Source organism: Methanoculleus frigidifontis (genome assembly GCF_030464345.1).
GTDB classification, from domain to species: Archaea; Halobacteriota; Methanomicrobia; order Methanomicrobiales; family Methanoculleaceae; genus Methanoculleus_A; species Methanoculleus_A frigidifontis.
The window spans coordinates 587,200-604,575 of record NZ_VCYH01000001.1 but is presented as its reverse complement, the minus strand read 5'-3'; the positions used below and the strand labels follow the sequence as shown (position 1 = coordinate 604,575).

Annotated in this window: 11 protein-coding genes; 6 read left to right on the top strand and 5 right to left on the bottom strand. The window is 63.9% G+C overall.

All coding sequences use genetic code 11. The features are described 5' to 3' along the window. Positions 1-176: 176 nt before the first annotated feature. From FGU65_RS02900 to FGU65_RS02885, 4 genes are all read left to right on the top strand, one after another. Positions 177-1,688: a transglutaminase-like domain-containing protein gene (locus FGU65_RS02900; protein WP_301662895.1), complete on the top strand. Its 1,512-nt coding sequence runs from the start codon at positions 177-179 to the stop codon at positions 1,686-1,688. 22 nt (positions 1,689-1,710) lie between these two features. Further along, the gene (locus FGU65_RS02895; protein WP_301662894.1) at positions 1,711-1,977 is read left to right on the top strand and encodes an alpha/beta hydrolase family protein; all 267 of its coding nucleotides are present in this window, start codon (positions 1,711-1,713) and stop codon (positions 1,975-1,977) included. 263 nt (positions 1,978-2,240) lie between these two features. Beyond that, entirely contained in the window at positions 2,241-2,399 is a 159-nt protein-coding gene (locus tag FGU65_RS02890; RefSeq protein ID WP_301662893.1) for an NADPH-dependent FMN reductase family protein, read from the top strand. A gap of 227 nt (positions 2,400-2,626) precedes the next feature. Further along, positions 2,627-3,154, top strand: coding sequence for a flavodoxin domain-containing protein (locus FGU65_RS02885; RefSeq protein ID WP_301662892.1), 528 nt, complete (start codon positions 2,627-2,629; stop codon positions 3,152-3,154). 192 nt (positions 3,155-3,346) lie between these two features. Here FGU65_RS02885 and FGU65_RS02880 read toward each other — a convergent pair whose 3' ends face one another. The 4 genes from FGU65_RS02880 to FGU65_RS02865 all read right to left on the bottom strand — a co-directional run bounded on the left by FGU65_RS02880 (position 3,347) and on the right by FGU65_RS02865 (position 7,005). Then, positions 3,347-4,639 (bottom strand): chloride channel protein, encoded by a 1,293-nt coding sequence (locus tag FGU65_RS02880; RefSeq protein WP_301662891.1) that lies wholly within the window; start codon positions 4,637-4,639, stop codon positions 3,347-3,349. Between the two features lie 358 nt (positions 4,640-4,997). Further along, positions 4,998-5,432: a type VII toxin-antitoxin system HepT family RNase toxin gene (gene hepT / locus FGU65_RS02875; protein ID WP_301662890.1), complete on the bottom strand. Its 435-nt coding sequence runs from the start codon at positions 5,430-5,432 to the stop codon at positions 4,998-5,000. A gap of 1 nt (position 5,433) precedes the next feature. After that, positions 5,434-5,874: a nucleotidyltransferase domain-containing protein gene (locus FGU65_RS02870; RefSeq protein ID WP_301662889.1), complete on the bottom strand. Its 441-nt coding sequence runs from the start codon at positions 5,872-5,874 to the stop codon at positions 5,434-5,436. Positions 5,875-6,156: 282 nt separating this feature from the next. Then, complete coding sequence (locus FGU65_RS02865) at positions 6,157-7,005, bottom strand: esterase/lipase family protein (RefSeq protein WP_301662888.1); 849 nt, start codon at positions 7,003-7,005, stop codon at positions 6,157-6,159. A gap of 252 nt (positions 7,006-7,257) precedes the next feature. Between FGU65_RS02865 and FGU65_RS02860 the strand changes: the two genes are divergently transcribed. Further along, a complete protein-coding gene (locus FGU65_RS02860; RefSeq protein ID WP_301662887.1) occupies positions 7,258-8,679 on the top strand; it encodes a restriction endonuclease in 1,422 nt (473 codons plus the stop codon). A gap of 36 nt (positions 8,680-8,715) precedes the next feature. On the opposite strand, the gene FGU65_RS02855 is transcribed toward FGU65_RS02860, so the two are convergent. Then, a complete protein-coding gene (locus FGU65_RS02855) occupies positions 8,716-9,888 on the bottom strand; it encodes a glycoside hydrolase family 3 protein (protein WP_301662886.1) in 1,173 nt (390 codons plus the stop codon). A gap of 290 nt (positions 9,889-10,178) precedes the next feature. Here FGU65_RS02855 and FGU65_RS02850 point away from each other — a divergent pair, with 290 nt between their 5' ends. Next, positions 10,179-17,285: a right-handed parallel beta-helix repeat-containing protein gene (locus FGU65_RS02850; protein ID WP_301662885.1), complete on the top strand. Its 7,107-nt coding sequence runs from the start codon at positions 10,179-10,181 to the stop codon at positions 17,283-17,285. The last annotated feature ends 91 nt before the right edge of the window (positions 17,286-17,376 follow it).

Here is a 17,376-nt window from a genome sequence, read left to right as displayed (position 1 = left end):
CTTCGCGAAGTTGCAGATACGGGAATAGTCCGGTGCCGGGTATGCTACCCTTCGTCGGTTTGTATGCACTCCGTTTCCGCAGCCGGATCGTACTTGGAAATTCTCCCGGCTCCTCTGCGCCCGCGGGGATTTCAAAAAGGAAGGTTAATCCATCTCGACTATATTTTCTTTATTTTATGCGATACTCGTCAAGTATCACCCTTCTGGTCGTATCCGCTCTTCTCCTCACCCTCACGGCGGGATGCACCGGGACACCGTCCGCCACAGCCGCGGCTTCGCCGGCCGATCAGGCATACGCCCGCGGCCTGGACGAATATGCGGCCGGCAACTACCGCATCGCCGAGAAGACCTTCTCCGAAGCCTCCGCCCTCTACGCAGCCGCCGGCGATGCCGAGGGGGCAAAGAAAGCCCGCGACGCCATGTTCCGGGCGTTCAGGACTTACGTGGAGTACTCGCTGAACCGGTCTGCTGCGGCAGCGGCCATGCGGGAGGCATTTCCCGACCTGGCGGAGCAGGCAATCAGGGACTGGCTGGAGACCGGCGTCCAGACGATCGTTTCTGAGAACGAGACCCTGTACTACGACGCTGTCCAGAACTACCTCTCCGCACATCCCGGGCTGAGGCGGGAGGTTGAAGGCACGTCGGTCGACATGGATGTCGTCGGCAGATGGGCGCTTTCCGGGAACCGGTCGGAGACCGGGCCTTACGGAAGCCCGGTGCGCTACCAGGGTACCGAGACCCTTGCGATCCCGCACGAATACCTCCCGTCGACCGGGATCATACGGATCTGGTTCCCGCTTCCGGTCGAGACCGGGTCGCAGCAAAACGTCACCGTCACGAGCCTTTCGTATCCGGAATACATCGTGAAGGGGCCGTTCACCACCGGTGATGTCGGCTACGTCTATTATGAGATCCCGGGCGGGAAGGTCGGCGGCGACCTGGTGCTCACCGCCGATATCGGCTTTACCTCCTACGAGCAGTACTTCACCGTCGACCCGGCAGCGGTCGGCGAGTACAATACGAGCGATCCCGAATACCTGCTGTATACGGCATCCGAACGGAACATCGAGATCACGGACGCGATCCGGGCGAAGGCACGCGAGATCGTCGGAAACGAGACGAACCCGTACCGCATGGCGCAGAGGATCTACGCCTACGTACTATCGACCTATACCTACAGCCACGTACCGCATGTCTCGCTCGACGTCCGCGAACCGCATGTGGCGGAGTCCACCTACATGTTCGAGACCGGTCACGGCGACTGCGGCACGCAGAGCATGCTCTTCGCTGCACTCTGCCGGGCGGTCGGGATTCCCGCACGCGCCATCGGCGGGTACCAGATGCTGGTAACGGAGACGCCGAGCTGCCATTTCTGGGCGCAGTATTTCGTGCCTGGCTACGGATGGGTACCAACCGATCTGACGCTGGCCGAGGCCGGGGAATGGTTCGCCATCCCCGACGAGAAGCGGGCACAGCTGCAGGAGTACTACGGCCATAACCTCGATCCCGCCCGCTTCGTCATCCAGAAGCGGGTCGATGTGCCGATGGATCCGGCTCTTCCGGACGATGCCGTCGCCACGAGGGTGGTCATGCAGCGTCCGGCGGTCGTCTCGGATACGGCGGCGTATGATATTGACCTGTTCAGTGCCGTATATTTCAGCGTCGACCTGATTGCCGTCGACACGTAAGGCTCGTGCATGCGGAGCGGGTTTGAAGGGGAACACCCCCCTCTCCGTCGGCCGTTCTCCTGTATATTACGTGCAGAACGCCACCACCCGGACCCTCATCCTGCACGGCGAGGAGGCTATCCGCGTGCCGCTCGACCAGGCGCAGGAGTTCTACGACGCCCTCTGGAAACGGGGCGTCCCGGTCGAGCGGGTCGTCTACCCGCGGGCCGGCCACTTCCCGGGCGAACCCGGGCAGGTGCTCGACCTCTTCAACCGCGAGATCACCTGGTGCGGGAGATACGTGTGGTGAGAGATACGCTTCTTTTTTCGGATGCGATCGCCGCTTTCGGCGATCGGTCACCGCTGCTCCGCAAGCATTGAACGGTGTTAAGAGCCCTGTATCGAACGGAGGATCGTATTTGGAGACTCCCTGACCGATTGTGCTGGAGGGCTGCAACGTGGATCCCGGGTGCTGTTCCGCCGGAAATACCAGAAGACGGGGGCAAGAGCGGCGCAAGACCGCCCGACCTCCCCGGCATCATCTCTCCCGAAGGGGTCGCAACGGTAACGGTCATGGAGGCGGCCGTGAAAGAGAAGGGTGCCGACGTTATCGGGAGGTATTTCTGCAAAGGTCAGGTGGCCCTGCTCTTCAGCCACGGCCACCCGGACAGCGCCGATATCGATGCCGCCAGGAAGTTTGCCAGGGAGATGGGCGGTAGCAGTCCCGGTTAAAAGCTCCCCTGTCCGTGCAACGGATGCAGTTCCCCTCATCGCCGATCTCTCCCGGCGGAGAGATGCAGCCCGGAGGGGAAAAGGAGTGTGAAATATCCCGTGCGGAATCACCGCCACGTCACCTTTGCCCCATCCCTCACCGGGATGCGCCGGAACCGGCATCCATTACCCTTATGACCCGGGGGGGATCAATCACTCTTCTACCCACGAGAGAGGGGAGGATCCAGATGAAGACACTCGTCGTCTATGCAAGCAAGTACGGGTCGACCCGGGAGATTGCAGAGTTCATCGCCGAAAAACTCCGGCACCAGGGGATGGAAGCGGAGGCCGCAAGCGTCGGTGCGGCGCCGCGGGCTAGAGACTACGACGCCGTCGTGGTAGGGAGCGGCGTCTATATGGGGCACTGGCTGCGGGAGGCAACGGAGTTTGTGCGGCAGAACCGTGCCGTTCTCGCGGACCGGCCGGTCTGGCTTTTTTCGAGCGGGCCGCTACACCTTCCGGCCGGGACAGAATCGCTCGACGATCCCGAGCTCCAGCCCGAGGAGATCGGCGAGCTCCGTGAGGCGGTCCGCCCCCGGGACACCCGCGTCTTCTTCGGGGCGCTCGACCCGGCACAGCTCGGGTTCGGGCACCGGATGATCCGAAAACTTCCCGCCGGCCGCGACCTCCTTCCTGAAGGGGACTTTCGGGACTGGGACGATATTGCGGCGTGGGCGGACGGCATCGCCCGGGCGCTGGCGGTTCCTGCGGCGTAACGACCGGGGATCGTCCCGATGACGAAACCCTCACCTGCGAAACTGCTCGCCAGAGAGGACGCGGGTGATACGTGGGTTCCCGCCGCGAAAGTCCCGATCCCGGAGGCGACCTGCAGTCAGTGAGCGTGCAAAAGCAACTGCCGGAGTTTCTCTCCCACGATCCCGGCATTTTTCGGTGCTTCAGCCCGCCCGTCACCCCGCAAGCGCCGTCCGCCTCCGCCGGATCCCCTCGCCCAGGATCATCGCCGTCACGGCTGATATGGTCAGGAGCAGGAGCATGGTGATATCGGCCGTGCCCACGGCCGCGACCAGGAGAATGGCCGTCAGCGGTGCACCCAGGGCAAGGGCGAAGACTGATGCCTCGATACAGAGGACGGCGATCGAGACCGGCAGGAAGGGAAAGAGCAGGTTGAGGGCAAGCCCGATCATGGTGGAGGAAAAGAGGATGGGGAAGAGGGGGCCGCCGATGAACCCGCTCTGGAACGCGAGCGCGAGCAGGAGGATCTTTGCGATCGCCATGGCAATGAGCATCGCAGCCCCGAACGCCGCCGGGTCGGCGATGATTGCGTGGATCTGCTTCTCGCCCGAAAAGAGGAGGTTCGGGACGAAGGAGCCGACAAGTGCGGTGACGGCGCCCGCTGCAAGGAGAGGCAGGATGATGCGGCCCCTGAAAATCCTCTCCATGATCTTCGCGATCCCCTGCATGGAAAGACCGGTGAAGACCGCGAGCAGCGATCCGACAAGGCCGAGGAGGACCGCATATACAACGTATACAGGATGCAGTTCGCCGATCGGGGCGAACGGGATGCTCCGGGCGAACGCCGGCAGGCCGAGGGACAGGTAGAAGAGGTAGCCGATGGTGCCTGCGAGCAGGTTCCAGGTCAGGAACTTCAGGGCGTTTCTGTTGCCGCCCACCTGGAACTCCGTCGCGAAGATCCCGGTAAAGAGCGGGTTGCCGACGATGCCGTTGAACGCCGAGGCGAGGGCGGCGATGTTGACCCCGAACGAGGCGTCGGCGGATTCGTGTGCGATCTTGAGCCTCTTCTGCACGTAGGCGGTGATGTCGCCGACGAGGATGACGATTCCTCCCTCCGGGCCGACGCTCACCCCGGAGAGGAGCGAGAAGAGCGAGGAGAGGAGTGCGCCGGGAAATGTCCGGTAGTCGGTCTTTTGCCCGCCGCCCTTCATCGAATCGATGAACCCGCCTTCCATCACCGTCGGCGCATGCAGGTACTTCCGGGAGAGGCCGACGAGCAGCGAAAAGAAGAGCGCTCCAACCGGGATCAGCCAGCGGTTGGCCCCTGCATGGTCGTTGTCGAACCAGATGGCGTTGATCAAAATTCCGTAGAGAACGATGTACCCGGCAGTAAACGCGACGGCGACAAGTGCGATGAAGATGATCTCCCGCAGTTTCGGGTCCGCCCCGCCGCTCGGGCATGCGGCCGGTTCTGCCTGATCGTATGCGGCCCCGGTCATCTCCGGCATGGCATCGCGCCTTCCTCTGCAGATCGTTCTCCCATTGGAGCTTGGGAGGCGGTTTTGGTATAAATAAGCACCGTGCGGCACGGGGCATCAGCCGCAGCGGGAATGCGCCTGCCGGTGCCCGGCCAGGTCCGGGTGGACCGAGAGAAGCGGCGCCGGCACCGTCGCCGCATTCAGCACGGCGTCCCAGCTCCGCAAACACTCGAAGAACTCCCGGCGGGACGGGATGCAGTCGGCGCAGCAGAGGCCGCAGGGAGGTTCCCGGAGAACGAAGAACGCCTGCAGAATATATCACGAAAAGGGCATCCGGCGCATTTCCGACAGGCATTGGCCTTTCGGTATCGAAGATTGCCCCCGCCTGTCACTCTGGAGAGAGGCGGTTTCGGAGCATCGCCCGGACGAGGTCTCTGAACCGGTTCACGGTCGGAAGGTCTTCCTGCAACACTCCATACACCTCGTCGAGGTTCAGCCTCCAGTACACGTGGACCAGAACATTCCTGAATCCTGCAAGGTCCGAGAGCTGATCGGCGAGGTCTTCCTGGATAAGGCCCTCGCCGCAGAGGATTGCGAAACTCTCCCGGTAGGTTTCGGGCCTTCGGGCGCTGTGGGCCGCGACCAGATGGTTGGCAATGTCAATCGATGCCTGGATGCTGACGAGGAGCGCGTGCAGCACCATATGCTGCTTGTCCCGGTCAGCCTTCAGATCTGCAAGTGAGATTGACTGGTACCGCTTCCAGTCTTCGGCTGCCTCGTCAAGTTCCCTCAGGTGACTGGTAATCCCGTCGTACTGCGTCATATCAGGCCCTCGTCAGCAGGACTCTGTCGAACCATTCGAGCGTGTCTCTGTAGTCGAGGTATCGGGAGAGGAGATCGGCCTCGTACCGGATCTGCCTGCCTCGGTCACGGAAGAATACTGGTCTGCCGCTTTTGACGACCTCGTGCTGGAATGCGATGGGAGCGGTGTTGAGGACTTTTGCGTCGACCTCGAAGCGGTGGGAGAGTGCCCGCTCAAGCTCCCGCTCGATCATCCTCGCAAACCGCATCGCCTGGTACGGGGAGGGCTCCCCGGCGACGAGGACCGCAACATCCACGTCTGCAAACTCCCCTCTGCAGAACGAGCCGAAGACGTATCCTACCTCGACGCCGTCAAGACCTGCGAGAACCGAACGGATGGCAGCGATGACCTCCTCTCGCTCACCGGCCCCGATTACGTGGCGCCGCCGCATCTCTCCCTCCATCGTCTTCTCCTGGTCTTACCTCTTCCTGCATCGCATATCATTCTTTCCCGGTCGGCCCGGAGGTCATACTGTTTTCTCCAGTACCCACTCAACCAGTCCCGCACTCACGACCGTCCCGGAGAGTTGCCGGGGAGGAACACCACCCGGGAATCCGGATGTTTCCTATATGATACTGCCACAGTACGGCACCCCGGCTCAGAAGGAAGTCGTGATCCGGGAGACGACTGCCGAAACCGGAACGCTATCGAGGTAATGGCCTGACCGAAGTGTTGGCGTATCGCGTTACTCCTGCTCCCTCTCCCCGCGCACCGGGAACACTCCCTGAGGCCGGGTCGCGGGTTCGGTGAGGTATTCAAGAATCCGCTCGATCACCTCCGGGTTTCCCGGCAGGCGGAGGTGGCAGTAGGTCTCCGGCTCTCCGTGCAGCATTCCGGGGTCGAGCGGGAGAATATCGTAGCCCGCCCCCGGCAGGTGCGAGTCGGCGTGGGGGATGATTCCGTCCCCGGCGTACGTGGTCTGCCAGGTCCCATCCGGGGTAAAGACCCAGGTCTTCCCGTCGAACAGGGGAAAAAAGCCGGTCGTCTCCGTCCGGTTGGCGCTCATGATCACCCGGTAGCGGATGTCGTCCCGCGGGCCGGCGGCGCGGAGGGCGGCCATAACGCTGCTGCCGGGGCGGAGGTCCTGGACGATCCCGTCCTCCGCCGGCCGGTAGCTGCGGGGCACGAAGGTTCCGGCGAGCAGCCGGATGATATCCTGGCCGTGGACGGGGTCGTTGAAGAGCTCGGCCATCGATGATCCGTTGTTCGGCGGCCCGATGCCGATCAGGTGCCTGACATGCTCTTCGCGTGCCGTGCCGTCCACCAGCTCGAAGAGGTAGCGGGCGGCGAGCGTCCCCATCGAGTGGCAGACGACGTCGACCGCTCCCGGATACCTGCTCTCTTCCCGCATCCGGCCGATGTAGCCCTGCAGCGCGGCGGCTACGGCCGGCGCCGACTCGTCCCGCATCCCGGAGTGGTCGAATCTCCAGGCAGGGATCCCCCGCTCTTCGAGCCGGCCGGCCAAGCGTTTCCAGACGCCGGGGTGGCTCTTCCACCCGTGCACAAGGACGACCGGACAGTTCTCCGGGTTCATGCTGCAGTCGTGTATGCAGATCTGCGCCGCCGAAAGATGTAGTTTTTGCGGAGCGGGGATGCTCGCGGACGATATGCCGTCTGCATGACCCTTCTCCCGGCGCCGATGCCCGCACGTATCCGTACCTCACCCTGAGAATCTCCTCCGTTCAGGAAATTACACGGCTGAGACAGCCAGTTTTCCGATTCAGCCCTCCAGGATTGTTTCGTTACCTTAAAGCAGGTGTACGGGAAGCCAGAGTATAGAATATCCATGCCAATGCTCTGTCCCGCGTGCGGGACGCCGGTCTTCGACGACGAGTGCGTAGCGGACGCCGGCGGGCCCGGGCAGAACCCGGCGGCGGTCGTCGGTGCGATCTACCGGGCTGAGGGCTACGCGACCGAAATACCCGGGCGGGATGACCCGGCGGCCGGGTTCACTCTCGTCGCCCGGAGAGGGGCAGAGCAGGTCGCCGTCGCGTGCATGTATCCTCCTTCCGCCGTCGGCATCGCCGAAGTCCGGGACCTCGCCGCGAAGATCGACGACCTCGGGCCCGGCTGGCGGGGCGTCTTCGTTGCCGCAGGCGGGGTTGCGCCCGACGCCCGGAACTTCGCGGAGAGCAGGAACATCGAAGTTCTCGGCCACGACGATATCGTAGAGCGGCAGCGGATCGCCTCCGCGCCTCCGTGCGACCGGCTGACGCTCTCGTCCACCCTGCCCGTCAGGGTCGACTATCCTGCGGTAACGGCGCTGCCGCTGCAGAACGGCCATCTGGTAACGGTAAGCACCGCCCGGCTCATCTTCCATCCCTATGCCAGGGTGCCGTACCGTTTCAGGGCTAGGAAAGACGGCCCTGCCTGGCGGCCTCCCTGGTTCTCCGACGACGGCACCGTCGTGGTCGACCTGCTCGACGGCACGGTGCTCACCGGGGAAGGCGCTTCGGAACCGGGCGGCGATCGCGCCCGGAGTCCCGGACTCCTCACTGAAGTGCTGAACGCTTCCCCCGTGCCCGAATACGCCGCGACAGGCGATGCGACGTACCAGATCGTCGAGCTGAAGCCGGGGATCAGCCTGCAGGCGGCAGAAGAGGCGGCTGTTGCGTATATCACGGCAAAAAACACTCGGGATCTGGGATATACCCCCGTAATGGACGACCCGCAGAGCCGGATGTATGTCCCGAAGAGGAGCGATATCGAGCTTTCTGCAAGCGACGTCGTCTCCATTCCCAGGTGGACGGTTCGGTTCGAGGCGCGCGGCACGGTCTACACAAAAGAAGTGTTTGCCCACTCCGGAACGGTCCTGAAGAATACCCTCCAGTACTGCCCGCAGCACTTCAAGCTCGGGTTCGTCAACGTCAGGAAAGAGACCGTCGCCGTCTGCGAGGTCTGCGGCAGGGCATACTGCGGCGAGCATATCGGCCGGTGCCCCGTCTGCGGGAAATGGGTCTGCACCGATCACGCCGCGATCTGCTGTTCGTGCGGGAAGACGTTCTGCCGGGAACATGCGGGCAGGACCTGCCCGGTCTGTTCCCTGCCGCTCTGTTCCGACTGCGAGGTCGAATGCCCGATCTGCAGCAGGATCTACGGCTCTGACCATACCCTGGTATGCGATGCGTGCGGGACGGCGGCCTGCCCGGCGTGCGTCACGACGTCCGGGCTGCTGCGGAAGACGACGATCTGCAGCAACTGCCGATAAAACCTTCAGCCGTCCGGCTGCCGCATCACTGCGGGATCAGGCCGCAGTCCAGTTCCCGTCCAGGTGCCGCATCTTCAGCCGGAGGATCCGGGTGCATGACTCGTCGATCCGCTCCTCGGAGATCTTCCCCTCTGCGACAAGGCTTTTCACGATCCCGACCGCTTTTTCGGCGACCGCTTCGTCGTAGACGAGGTTGTTCGCAAACAGGAAGATGTCGCACCCGGCGTTGATCGAGAGGCGCAGCGACTCTTCAAGATCGTAATTGTCGTGGATGGCGCCCATGTCCATTGCGTCCGTGACGACCACACCGTCATATCCGAGCCGTTCGCGGAGGATGCCGGTGACCGTCGCGTGGGAGAGCGTGGCCGGGTAGTCGGGGTCGAGGTTTGCGTTGTAGACGTGGGCGGTCATGACCATGTCGGGGAGGTTCCGGTCGATGAGCGTCCGGTAGGGCAGCAGCTCCTCCTCGGTCCAGGTCGCGGTGACGTCGGTGAAGCCGGCGTGGGTGTCGGCCAGGGCGCTGCCGTGGCCCGGGAAGTGCTTGATCGCCGTCATCACGCCCTCCGCGTGGTGCTCATCGATGATCCAGCCGGCGTTCGCGGCGACAACGTCCGGGTCAGCCGAAAAGCTCCTGCCGAGTTTGCCGATGGCGGGCGAATCGGCCGTGACATTCAGGTCGACGACGGGAGCGAAGTTGAGGTTGCAGCCGCTCTCCCGGACCATCGCTGCAAGGCTCCGGCCCGCCGCCCGGGTGGCGGTCTCGTTGTTCTGCCCGCCGAGCACCGCGGCGGCGACGGTCGGGGGGTAGCCGTACGCCTCCTTCAGCCGGCAGACCTTCCCGCCCTCCTGGTCGACAGCGATGAAGAGCGGGATCGTCGCGGCATAGCCCTGGAGTTCGGCGGTCAGGGCACGGACCTGGCCTGGATCTTTGATATTCCGCTCGTTGCTGCCGAGCGCCACATCGCGGTCGAAGAGGATCACCCCGCCGATCCGCCCGGCAGCGATGTCGCGGGCGATCTGTGAGTCGGCGTCGACGGTGGAGCCGCGAAACCCGACCATCAGCATCTGCCCGATCTTCTCCTCGAGGGTGAGCGCATCCAGCGTCCGGTTGAAAGCGTCCGGCTCTGCAGGTGCGGCGGTGCAGCCGGCAGCAGCGATCGCGAGGACGAGCACGACGATACAGACTCCCGGGAGAGAGCGGTATGGCATAGTATTCTCTGCAACCCGCCGGGATAAATGGCTGTCTTTCGGTTCTGCGGCCGCTGCTCTCCCTCCCGCTCCCGGAGACGGCTGCCGCATACGCATCTATATATGCTTTCCTGAAAAATATCCTGTATCGTACCCCGGTATCCCTGATAGTGCGCCCTTTCGGAGACCTGGATCCCGGCCGGCGCACGGTGATGGCGATCCGGTCTTCCGCGATTTTTTGCGCCGCCACATGCGCCCGGAGCAGCATGCGGCTCTCGTATCAGGGCGTATCCGATTCACGGGTGATTCCGATGAAGTCTGTCTATCTTGCTCTTGCTCTTCTCCTTCTCCTCTGCAGCGGCGCCGCTGCGATGCTGCCGGGGGAGAACGAAACAGTTGCCGAACCGTCTCCGACCATGGCGGCCGGGGACAACTCCTCTGCCGCACCGGATCTCCCTGGCTCTCCGGAAGACCCGTACGCGGAACCGGAGCAGCTCCCGCAGCCTGGAGACACGTCGGCCGCCGTCCCCTCCTGCACAAAAGCCGCCTGGGAGAGCGCCCTTCTCCCGACGGATGCGGCAGGCCGCCCCCTCTATGCCCCGGACAGCATCATCGTCCAGTTCCAGCCCGGAGTGGCGGAGGATATCTCTCTGATGGCAACGGCCGATGATTGGATCCATACCCGCCATCGGACGTCGCTCCGGCACGACTTCTCGGAGGACGGCCTTGCCGGCCTGCAGGTGGTCGGCCTTCCCGATGACCTCTCCGTATCCGATGCGGTCGAGGCCTACCGGCAGGACCCGGCCGTCCTCTACGCCGAGCCGAACTACTACTGCTACCCGGACAGGATACCAAACGACCTGTACTTCTCCTACCTCTGGGGCCTTCGGAACACCGGACAGACCGTCGGCGGCCAGACCGGCACCGCCGGCGCCGATATCGCCGCACCGGGCGCCTGGGATATCACCACGGGCTCACGCGACGTCGTCGTCGCGGTCATCGACTCCGGGGTGTACCAGCGGCACCTGGATCTCGTCGACAACCTCTGGCGGAACCCGGGTGAGACGGCGGACGGCACCGATACCGACGGCAACGGCTACGTCGACGACCTCTACGGTTGGGACTTCTATGACAACGACAACGACCCGGACGATCTGAACGGGCACGGCACGCACTGTGCGGGGACGATCGCCGCGATCGGGAACAACGACCTGGGCGTCGCCGGCGTGATATGGACGGCAACGATCATGCCGCTGCGGTTCAGCGGCCCGGACGGTACCGGCACCATCTCGGGCGCGATCAGCGCGATCGCCTACGCAAAGAATAACGGCGCCGATATCATCAGCAACTCGTGGGGGACAGCGAGTTACTCGGCGTCGCTGAAGCAGGCGATCGACTCGTTCGACGGCGTCATCACCTGCTCGGCCGGAAACGACGCTGCAAACACCGACAGTTCCCCGAATTATCCCGCGTCCTTCAACAGCTCGCATATCATCGCGGTCGCCTCGACCGACAACAGAAATGCCCTCTCCACCTTCTCAAACTACGGCGCAACCACGGTCGACCTCGCCGCGCCCGGCACTGGAATCTACAGTACCAGCATCTACTTCGACCGGCAGGAGCGCTTCTCCGATGCGATGGCCACCCTGAACAACTGGTCGGTATCAGGCGCATGGGGGCTGAATACGACCGTCTACCGGTCATCGCCCGCGTCGGCATCCGACAACCCCTTCGGGAATGCGACATCGGCCGGAGAGTTCTGGCTGAAAATGAAGAATAACGTGACGCTCGGCGACTACTGCCTCCCGGAGGTTTCGTTCTGGTGCAACTACTCTCTCACCGCCGCGAACAACACCCTCGGCATCTACGCCTCGTCCCCGACGGTGGCCGGTACGTATTACCCCATCGGAGGACTCAGAGGGAGTTCGAACGGTGCCTGGAGAGAGAACACCATCTCCGCAGCCTCCATACTCTCGACGTACAAGAAAAAAGGCTTTGCAAAGGTCCCGAAAGACCTGAAGTTTGTATTCATCCTTGAGCGGGGCAACACCACGGCGCCAGACTACGTCTTCATCGACGACGTCTCGGTCACCGAGGTGACGCAGGTCCTTCCTGATTATGGGTACAAGAGTGGCACCTCGATGGCCACTCCGCACGTCGCCGGGCTTGCGGGCCTCCTGAAGGCCTATAATGCCTCCCTCACGACGTCGCAGGTCTGTGGGATCATCCTCGGAACCGTCGACCCGCTCCCCGCTCTTGCGAACAAGACCGTGACCGGCGGGCGGATCAACGCTACGGAGGCACTCTCGGTGGTATACCTGAACGCCAGCCTCACTGCAAACCGGACGAGCGGCACCGCGCCGCTGACGGTCGCGTTCAACGACACCTCCACCGGGGTGAACTATACGTGCCTCTGGTCGTTTGGGGACGGGAACACCTCGGTCGAGCGGCACCCGGTCTTCACCTACACGACGAACGGAACCTTCACCGTGAACCTGACGATCACGAACGCCTACGGGGGGAACACGACCTCGCAGACGGACATCGTCACCGTCACTGCACCGGCCGAACCGACACCGACCGCCACGCCGACGACAACCCCCACCGCGACGCCGAACGTCACCCCGACGGTCACACCCACCCCAACGCCGACTCACGGCCCGCCGCACAGCTGGGTCACCTATCTCGGCACCGAAACCGTCCGCCTTGCCTGGCCGGACAGCAGTCCGCTGAAGGGCACCCCGCACGACGGGGGATACTCCGTCTATCGTGACGGGGCCGGGAGGGTCTGGAAGGATGCCGGCACCAGTCTTGTTGATTATAAAGTGCCCGGCAGCCAGCACACCTATGAGGTCTTCTGCTACAACAAGACTGCACAAACACTGGAGTGTCCGTTCGGCGGTCCGGTGACGGTTGACTTCGGCCGGATGGTCGGCGGGGATCTGCCGGCCGGCATCTTCGATGTCTGGGACGCAGACGGCGGCACGCTGACGCTCTTTAAGGATACCCGGCTGAGCGATCAGGCTGGCTCCCGGCTTCAGATACGGGACGCCACCCTCGTGGCCGAGAACGGCACCGGGATCACCGGTTCAGGATCGCTCATCCTGGATGATGCCGCTCTTTCGGGCGTACTCGTGGATATCTCGCGGGGAGGCTCAGACAATAAAGCGCTGAGCACCTACGGCACCGTCGAAACGGACAGCCCGATCGTCGTAGAGGACAGCGACCTCCTGCTTGAGAATATCGCCTCGACCTCCTCGCTCGACGTGACCGGGGAGAGAACCCAGATCAGGTCCTGCACCGGCATGATCGCGGTGACCGGGAACGGCACCTCTATCAGCGGCTGCGGTGGGGAGGGATACGCCGGGATCTCCGTGAAAGGAGAGAATGCCGTTATCGAGGATAATGTGCTCGAGAACATCTGGCACACCCTGTACGACGAGCGCTACGGCATCTGGCTCAGCGACGGGTCAGGGAGCATCATCCGGAACAACACCATCACGAACGTCACGGCGTGGTCGACCTGGGGCGACGGCATCAGGATCGGCACGGTGAGGGGGAACCCGGTCGAGAATATCACCCTCGAGGATAACCGGATAGACGGGGTTACAGGCGTCGGAGTACGGATGCACGTCGATACCCCGCTCCTCACAATCCGGGGCAATGCGATCCGGAACACGACGCACCACGGGATCTATGCGGATCGTGAATCCACCGTGCCGGCCACCCCCCGCTTCTTCGAGATCTGTGACAACACGATAGATACCACGGGAACGTACGGTATCTACCTCGCCGGGAGCAACGGCTACATCGAGAACAACACCCTCACGAACGTCAACGCTGCGATCCGGCTGCACGGAGACGGATGTGCCGTCTGCAACAACAGCATCACCGCGATCAGCGGTGCATACGGGCTCTCCGGCGCGGAAGCTGCGATAGCGGTCTATGGAGACGACGCGGTCATCGGCGGAAATGCGGTAGCGGAGTACACCGGCGTCAAAGACTACGGGCTGCAGTATGGTATCCGGATCGACGGTGCGGACGGCATCCTCCGGAACAACACGGTGGAGCGGTACTTCTCGGGGTTGGATGTCATCGGTGCCAACCACACCGTGACCGGAAACGTCCTTGACACGATCGCCGGCACGACGATGTATCACCACGTCGTCAACTTCGCGGCCGATGCCTCGCTCTTCGCCGAGAACACCATCATCAACACCACCCAGCCGTCCTGGGCGCGTGGGGTGGTCTACGTCGCCGGGGTGGGAGAGAGCACCTTCCGGAGCAACACGATCGACTCCGGCAAACTCGGGTTTTACTGCGCGAAGGTCGGGAACGGCACGGTCATCGAGGAGAACGTCCTCACGAACATGACGAGCGGGGTCTATCTCTACCAGGTGGACGGCGGCGATGCGATCACCGGCGAGGGGCCGTCCGACCTGCAGATCTGCAACAACACCATCGCCGGCAAAAACGAGCAGTGGAGCAGCGGCATCTCGATCGACCGGGTCGATGGTGTCCGGATATCGGGCAACGCCATCAGCGACTTCGCTTCCGGCATCGAGACGTATCAGCTGACGAAGGACACTCTGATCGCGGAGAACACCGTCGAGCGGGGATCGCAGGCCCTCTCCCTGAAGGGGGCGGGCGATCGGGTGATCGAGAATTCCTTCTGCAACTACACCAGCCAGGGGGTGTATCTCGAAAACCCCGCCGGCACGCTTCTAGAAAACAACACCATTCTGAACGCCGGGGAGACTGCTCTCCCCGCCATCCGGGTGAACACCTACGCAGCGGACGCATTTATGATCGAGCGCAACACCGTCGGCAATATGACGAACCGGACGACCTTCTCCATCACGGAGAGCAGCAACGGTCTCGTGATCAAGCCGGTCCTCGCCCCCCCGGCGCCCCCGAAGTACCCCGATTATTCCGTCAACCGGGCTCCGATAGGCCAGTGGCTCGATATCAACACCTACAACGCTGTCCGGAGCGAGGACTTCCGGTTCAACCTCACCTTCCACTACGCACCGGAGGACCTCATCGGAGTAGGCGCCGAAAGCCTCTCGGTGTGGCGGCATAACACCAGCCGCTGGGATGCCGGGGGCGGCGACGCCGCATGGAACGGCACCCGGTGGCTCGACACCACTGCCTGCGAGGTCGGCGTGCAGGTGACCGGTCTGCCGCCGTATACCATGACAGATCCGGTCGTCTTCGCCCCGCTCGGGAACATGCCGGTGCACAACCTCGACCTCGCGCGCGACTACGAGACGATCACCGAGGCGCTCGCCGACGGGGACCTCGGAAGCGGCCACACCATCGTCGTCGACTCCGGGTATGCCGGACGGGAGAACCTGCAGATCGGAAAGTCCGTCAACCTGCTCGCGACCTCAAATCTTCCTTCGGACGTACGGGTGACGGCACAGGACCCGGCAAAACCGGTCGTCGAGGTGATCGGCGAGAGTACGGTGATCGCCGGGTTCGTCTTCGAGGGCGCGACGTCGGCGGAGGGCGTCCTCGTCGACGGCGGCACGAGTATTACGATCCGGGACTGCACCGTCCGGGGCAACCGGGAGGGCGTAGTCATCCAGCCGTTCAGCGCCTATACCGCGCTCAAATCGGCGAACTGCAGCATACTCGGGACAACCGTCACCGAAAACACCCTGGGCGGTGTCCTGATCGTCGAGGGCTCCGGGCATACCGTTCAGAACTGTATCCTCTCGGATCCCCGTCTCGGGATTGGGCTCGAGAACACGACAGAGAGTCGGATCTCCGGAAACACCCTCGCCGGCTGCGATGAGAAGGGCATATGGATCCTCGGCGGTTCGGGGAACACCGTCGCCGGTAACAGCCTCACCGGCGGAGATCAGGGGATCGTGCTCGACCGGACCGACGCGAGCCGCCTGCAGGAGAACACGGTCTCCTCTGCGGCCGAAGCCGGGATCACCATCCTCGGATCACACCGGGCGGCCCTCACCACCGAGAACGTCTCGGCCTCACCGGTCGGCATTCTCCTCGACGGCGCGGACGACGCCACCCTCACCGGCTGCCGGGTCACCGGGGCGGCGGCCGGGAGCGAGACGACCGGCATTCTGATCCGCGACTCCGACCGGACGAGCCTTGTCGGCTGCCGGATCGCAGAGATCACCTCGCAGAACCACGCGGTGACGGGGATCCGCCTTGCCGGAGGTTCGACGGCGGCCGCGATCACCGATACGGTCATCGCATCGGTCACCGCCCCGAAGATCGCCGGCGCCGTCGTCGGGTCCGGGAGCCAGGGGACCGGCATCGCCGACCTGACGGTGAGCGACCTTGCCGGCGGTGGATCCGGGGTGGTCGGTGTCGCCGTCGAGCCGAATTCGGGAGAGACCCGGATCGCCCGCTCGACGATGGCTGATCTCAGCGCTACCGGGAACGTCACGGCGGTGCTCGTCGACCGTGCCGCCAGCGCCGCCATCACGAAGACCGCGATCGACCGGATCAACGCGACCGGCGGGGCGGCGTGCGGGGTCGTCGTCAACGCCAGCAGTGGGATAACCCTTGAGAACCTCACCGTCACCCGGGTAGCCGGCACCGCGGACACTGCCGCGGTCGCGCTCCTGTCGAGCGACGGGGCTGCCGTCGGGTTCCTCGAAGTCGGCGATGCCCATCCTGTCCTCTGCAACGTCACGGCGACCGGATCGGTCCGGATCGACGGCGTGGAGACACCGCCGACGCCCCCCGAAGGGCTGCAGGCGATCGGCAGGTTCCTTGCGATCGGCAATGCGACCCCCGCGGAGGCTGCGGTCAGGGTCTACTACACCGCTGCAGACCTCGGCGGCGCCAGTCCGTCGTCGCTCCGTATCTGGCGGCACGCGGATGTCTGGTCGCGGGTAGAGGGAGCAACCGGGGTCGATACAGCGAACCAATTCGTCTACGCGACGACGGATGAGTTCGGCGTCTTCGGCCCGCTCGCCGAGCCGCTCAGCGTCGATTTCAGCGCGAACCGGACAAGCGGCGCCACGCCGCTTGCGGTGCAGTTCAGCGATGCCTCCACCGGCAGCCCGACGGCATGGTCGTGGTCGTTCGGCGACGGCGCGACGTCGACCGAGCAGCACCCGGTTCACACCTACGCGGCTGCGGGCAACTACACTGTCACGCTCACGATAAACGGCGGCGGCGAGACCTGCACACGGCCGGCATACGTCAGGGTCACGCCGGTGCTCTTCGGCGACGCGAACGGGGACGATGCGGTCAACCAGGCTGACACCCTCCGGGTGCTCAAAGAGGTCGTCGGCCTTGTGGCGAAGCCGGTGAGCGGCACCGGGCAGTTCCAAAAGACCGATGTCCACGCAAACGGCGTCGTCGAGGTCGGGGACGCCCTCTTCATCGCCCAGTACAATGCCGGGCTCCGGGATGTCTGGTTTGCGATCGCCTGAAGAGAATTCCCTCCTCTCTTTTGCGCAGAGGTGTCTGCGCTGCACGACGGCGACAATATCACAAATCTCACCTTGCCGAAGGGATCGCTGC

What these genes read in the sequence shown, in the direction of transcription:
- FGU65_RS02900 (WP_301662895.1), top strand. Translation starts at nt 177, where the DNA reads ATGCGATACTCGTCAAGTATCACCCTTCTGGTCGTATCCGCTCTTCTC.
- FGU65_RS02890 (WP_301662893.1), top strand. Translation starts at nt 2,241, where the DNA reads ATGGAGGCGGCCGTGAAAGAGAAGGGTGCCGACGTTATCGGGAGGTAT.
- FGU65_RS02885 (WP_301662892.1), top strand. Translation starts at nt 2,627, where the DNA reads ATGAAGACACTCGTCGTCTATGCAAGCAAGTACGGGTCGACCCGGGAG.
- FGU65_RS02880 (WP_301662891.1), bottom strand. Translation starts at nt 4,639, where the DNA reads ATGCCGGAGATGACCGGGGCCGCATACGATCAGGCAGAACCGGCCGCA.
- hepT (WP_301662890.1), bottom strand. Translation starts at nt 5,432, where the DNA reads ATGACGCAGTACGACGGGATTACCAGTCACCTGAGGGAACTTGACGAG.
- FGU65_RS02870 (WP_301662889.1), bottom strand. Translation starts at nt 5,874, where the DNA reads ATGGAGGGAGAGATGCGGCGGCGCCACGTAATCGGGGCCGGTGAGCGA.
- FGU65_RS02865 (WP_301662888.1), bottom strand. Translation starts at nt 7,005, where the DNA reads ATGAACCCGGAGAACTGTCCGGTCGTCCTTGTGCACGGGTGGAAGAGC.
- FGU65_RS02860 (WP_301662887.1), top strand. Translation starts at nt 7,258, where the DNA reads ATGCCAATGCTCTGTCCCGCGTGCGGGACGCCGGTCTTCGACGACGAG.
- FGU65_RS02855 (WP_301662886.1), bottom strand. Translation starts at nt 9,888, where the DNA reads ATGCCATACCGCTCTCTCCCGGGAGTCTGTATCGTCGTGCTCGTCCTC.
- FGU65_RS02850 (WP_301662885.1), top strand. Translation starts at nt 10,179, where the DNA reads ATGAAGTCTGTCTATCTTGCTCTTGCTCTTCTCCTTCTCCTCTGCAGC.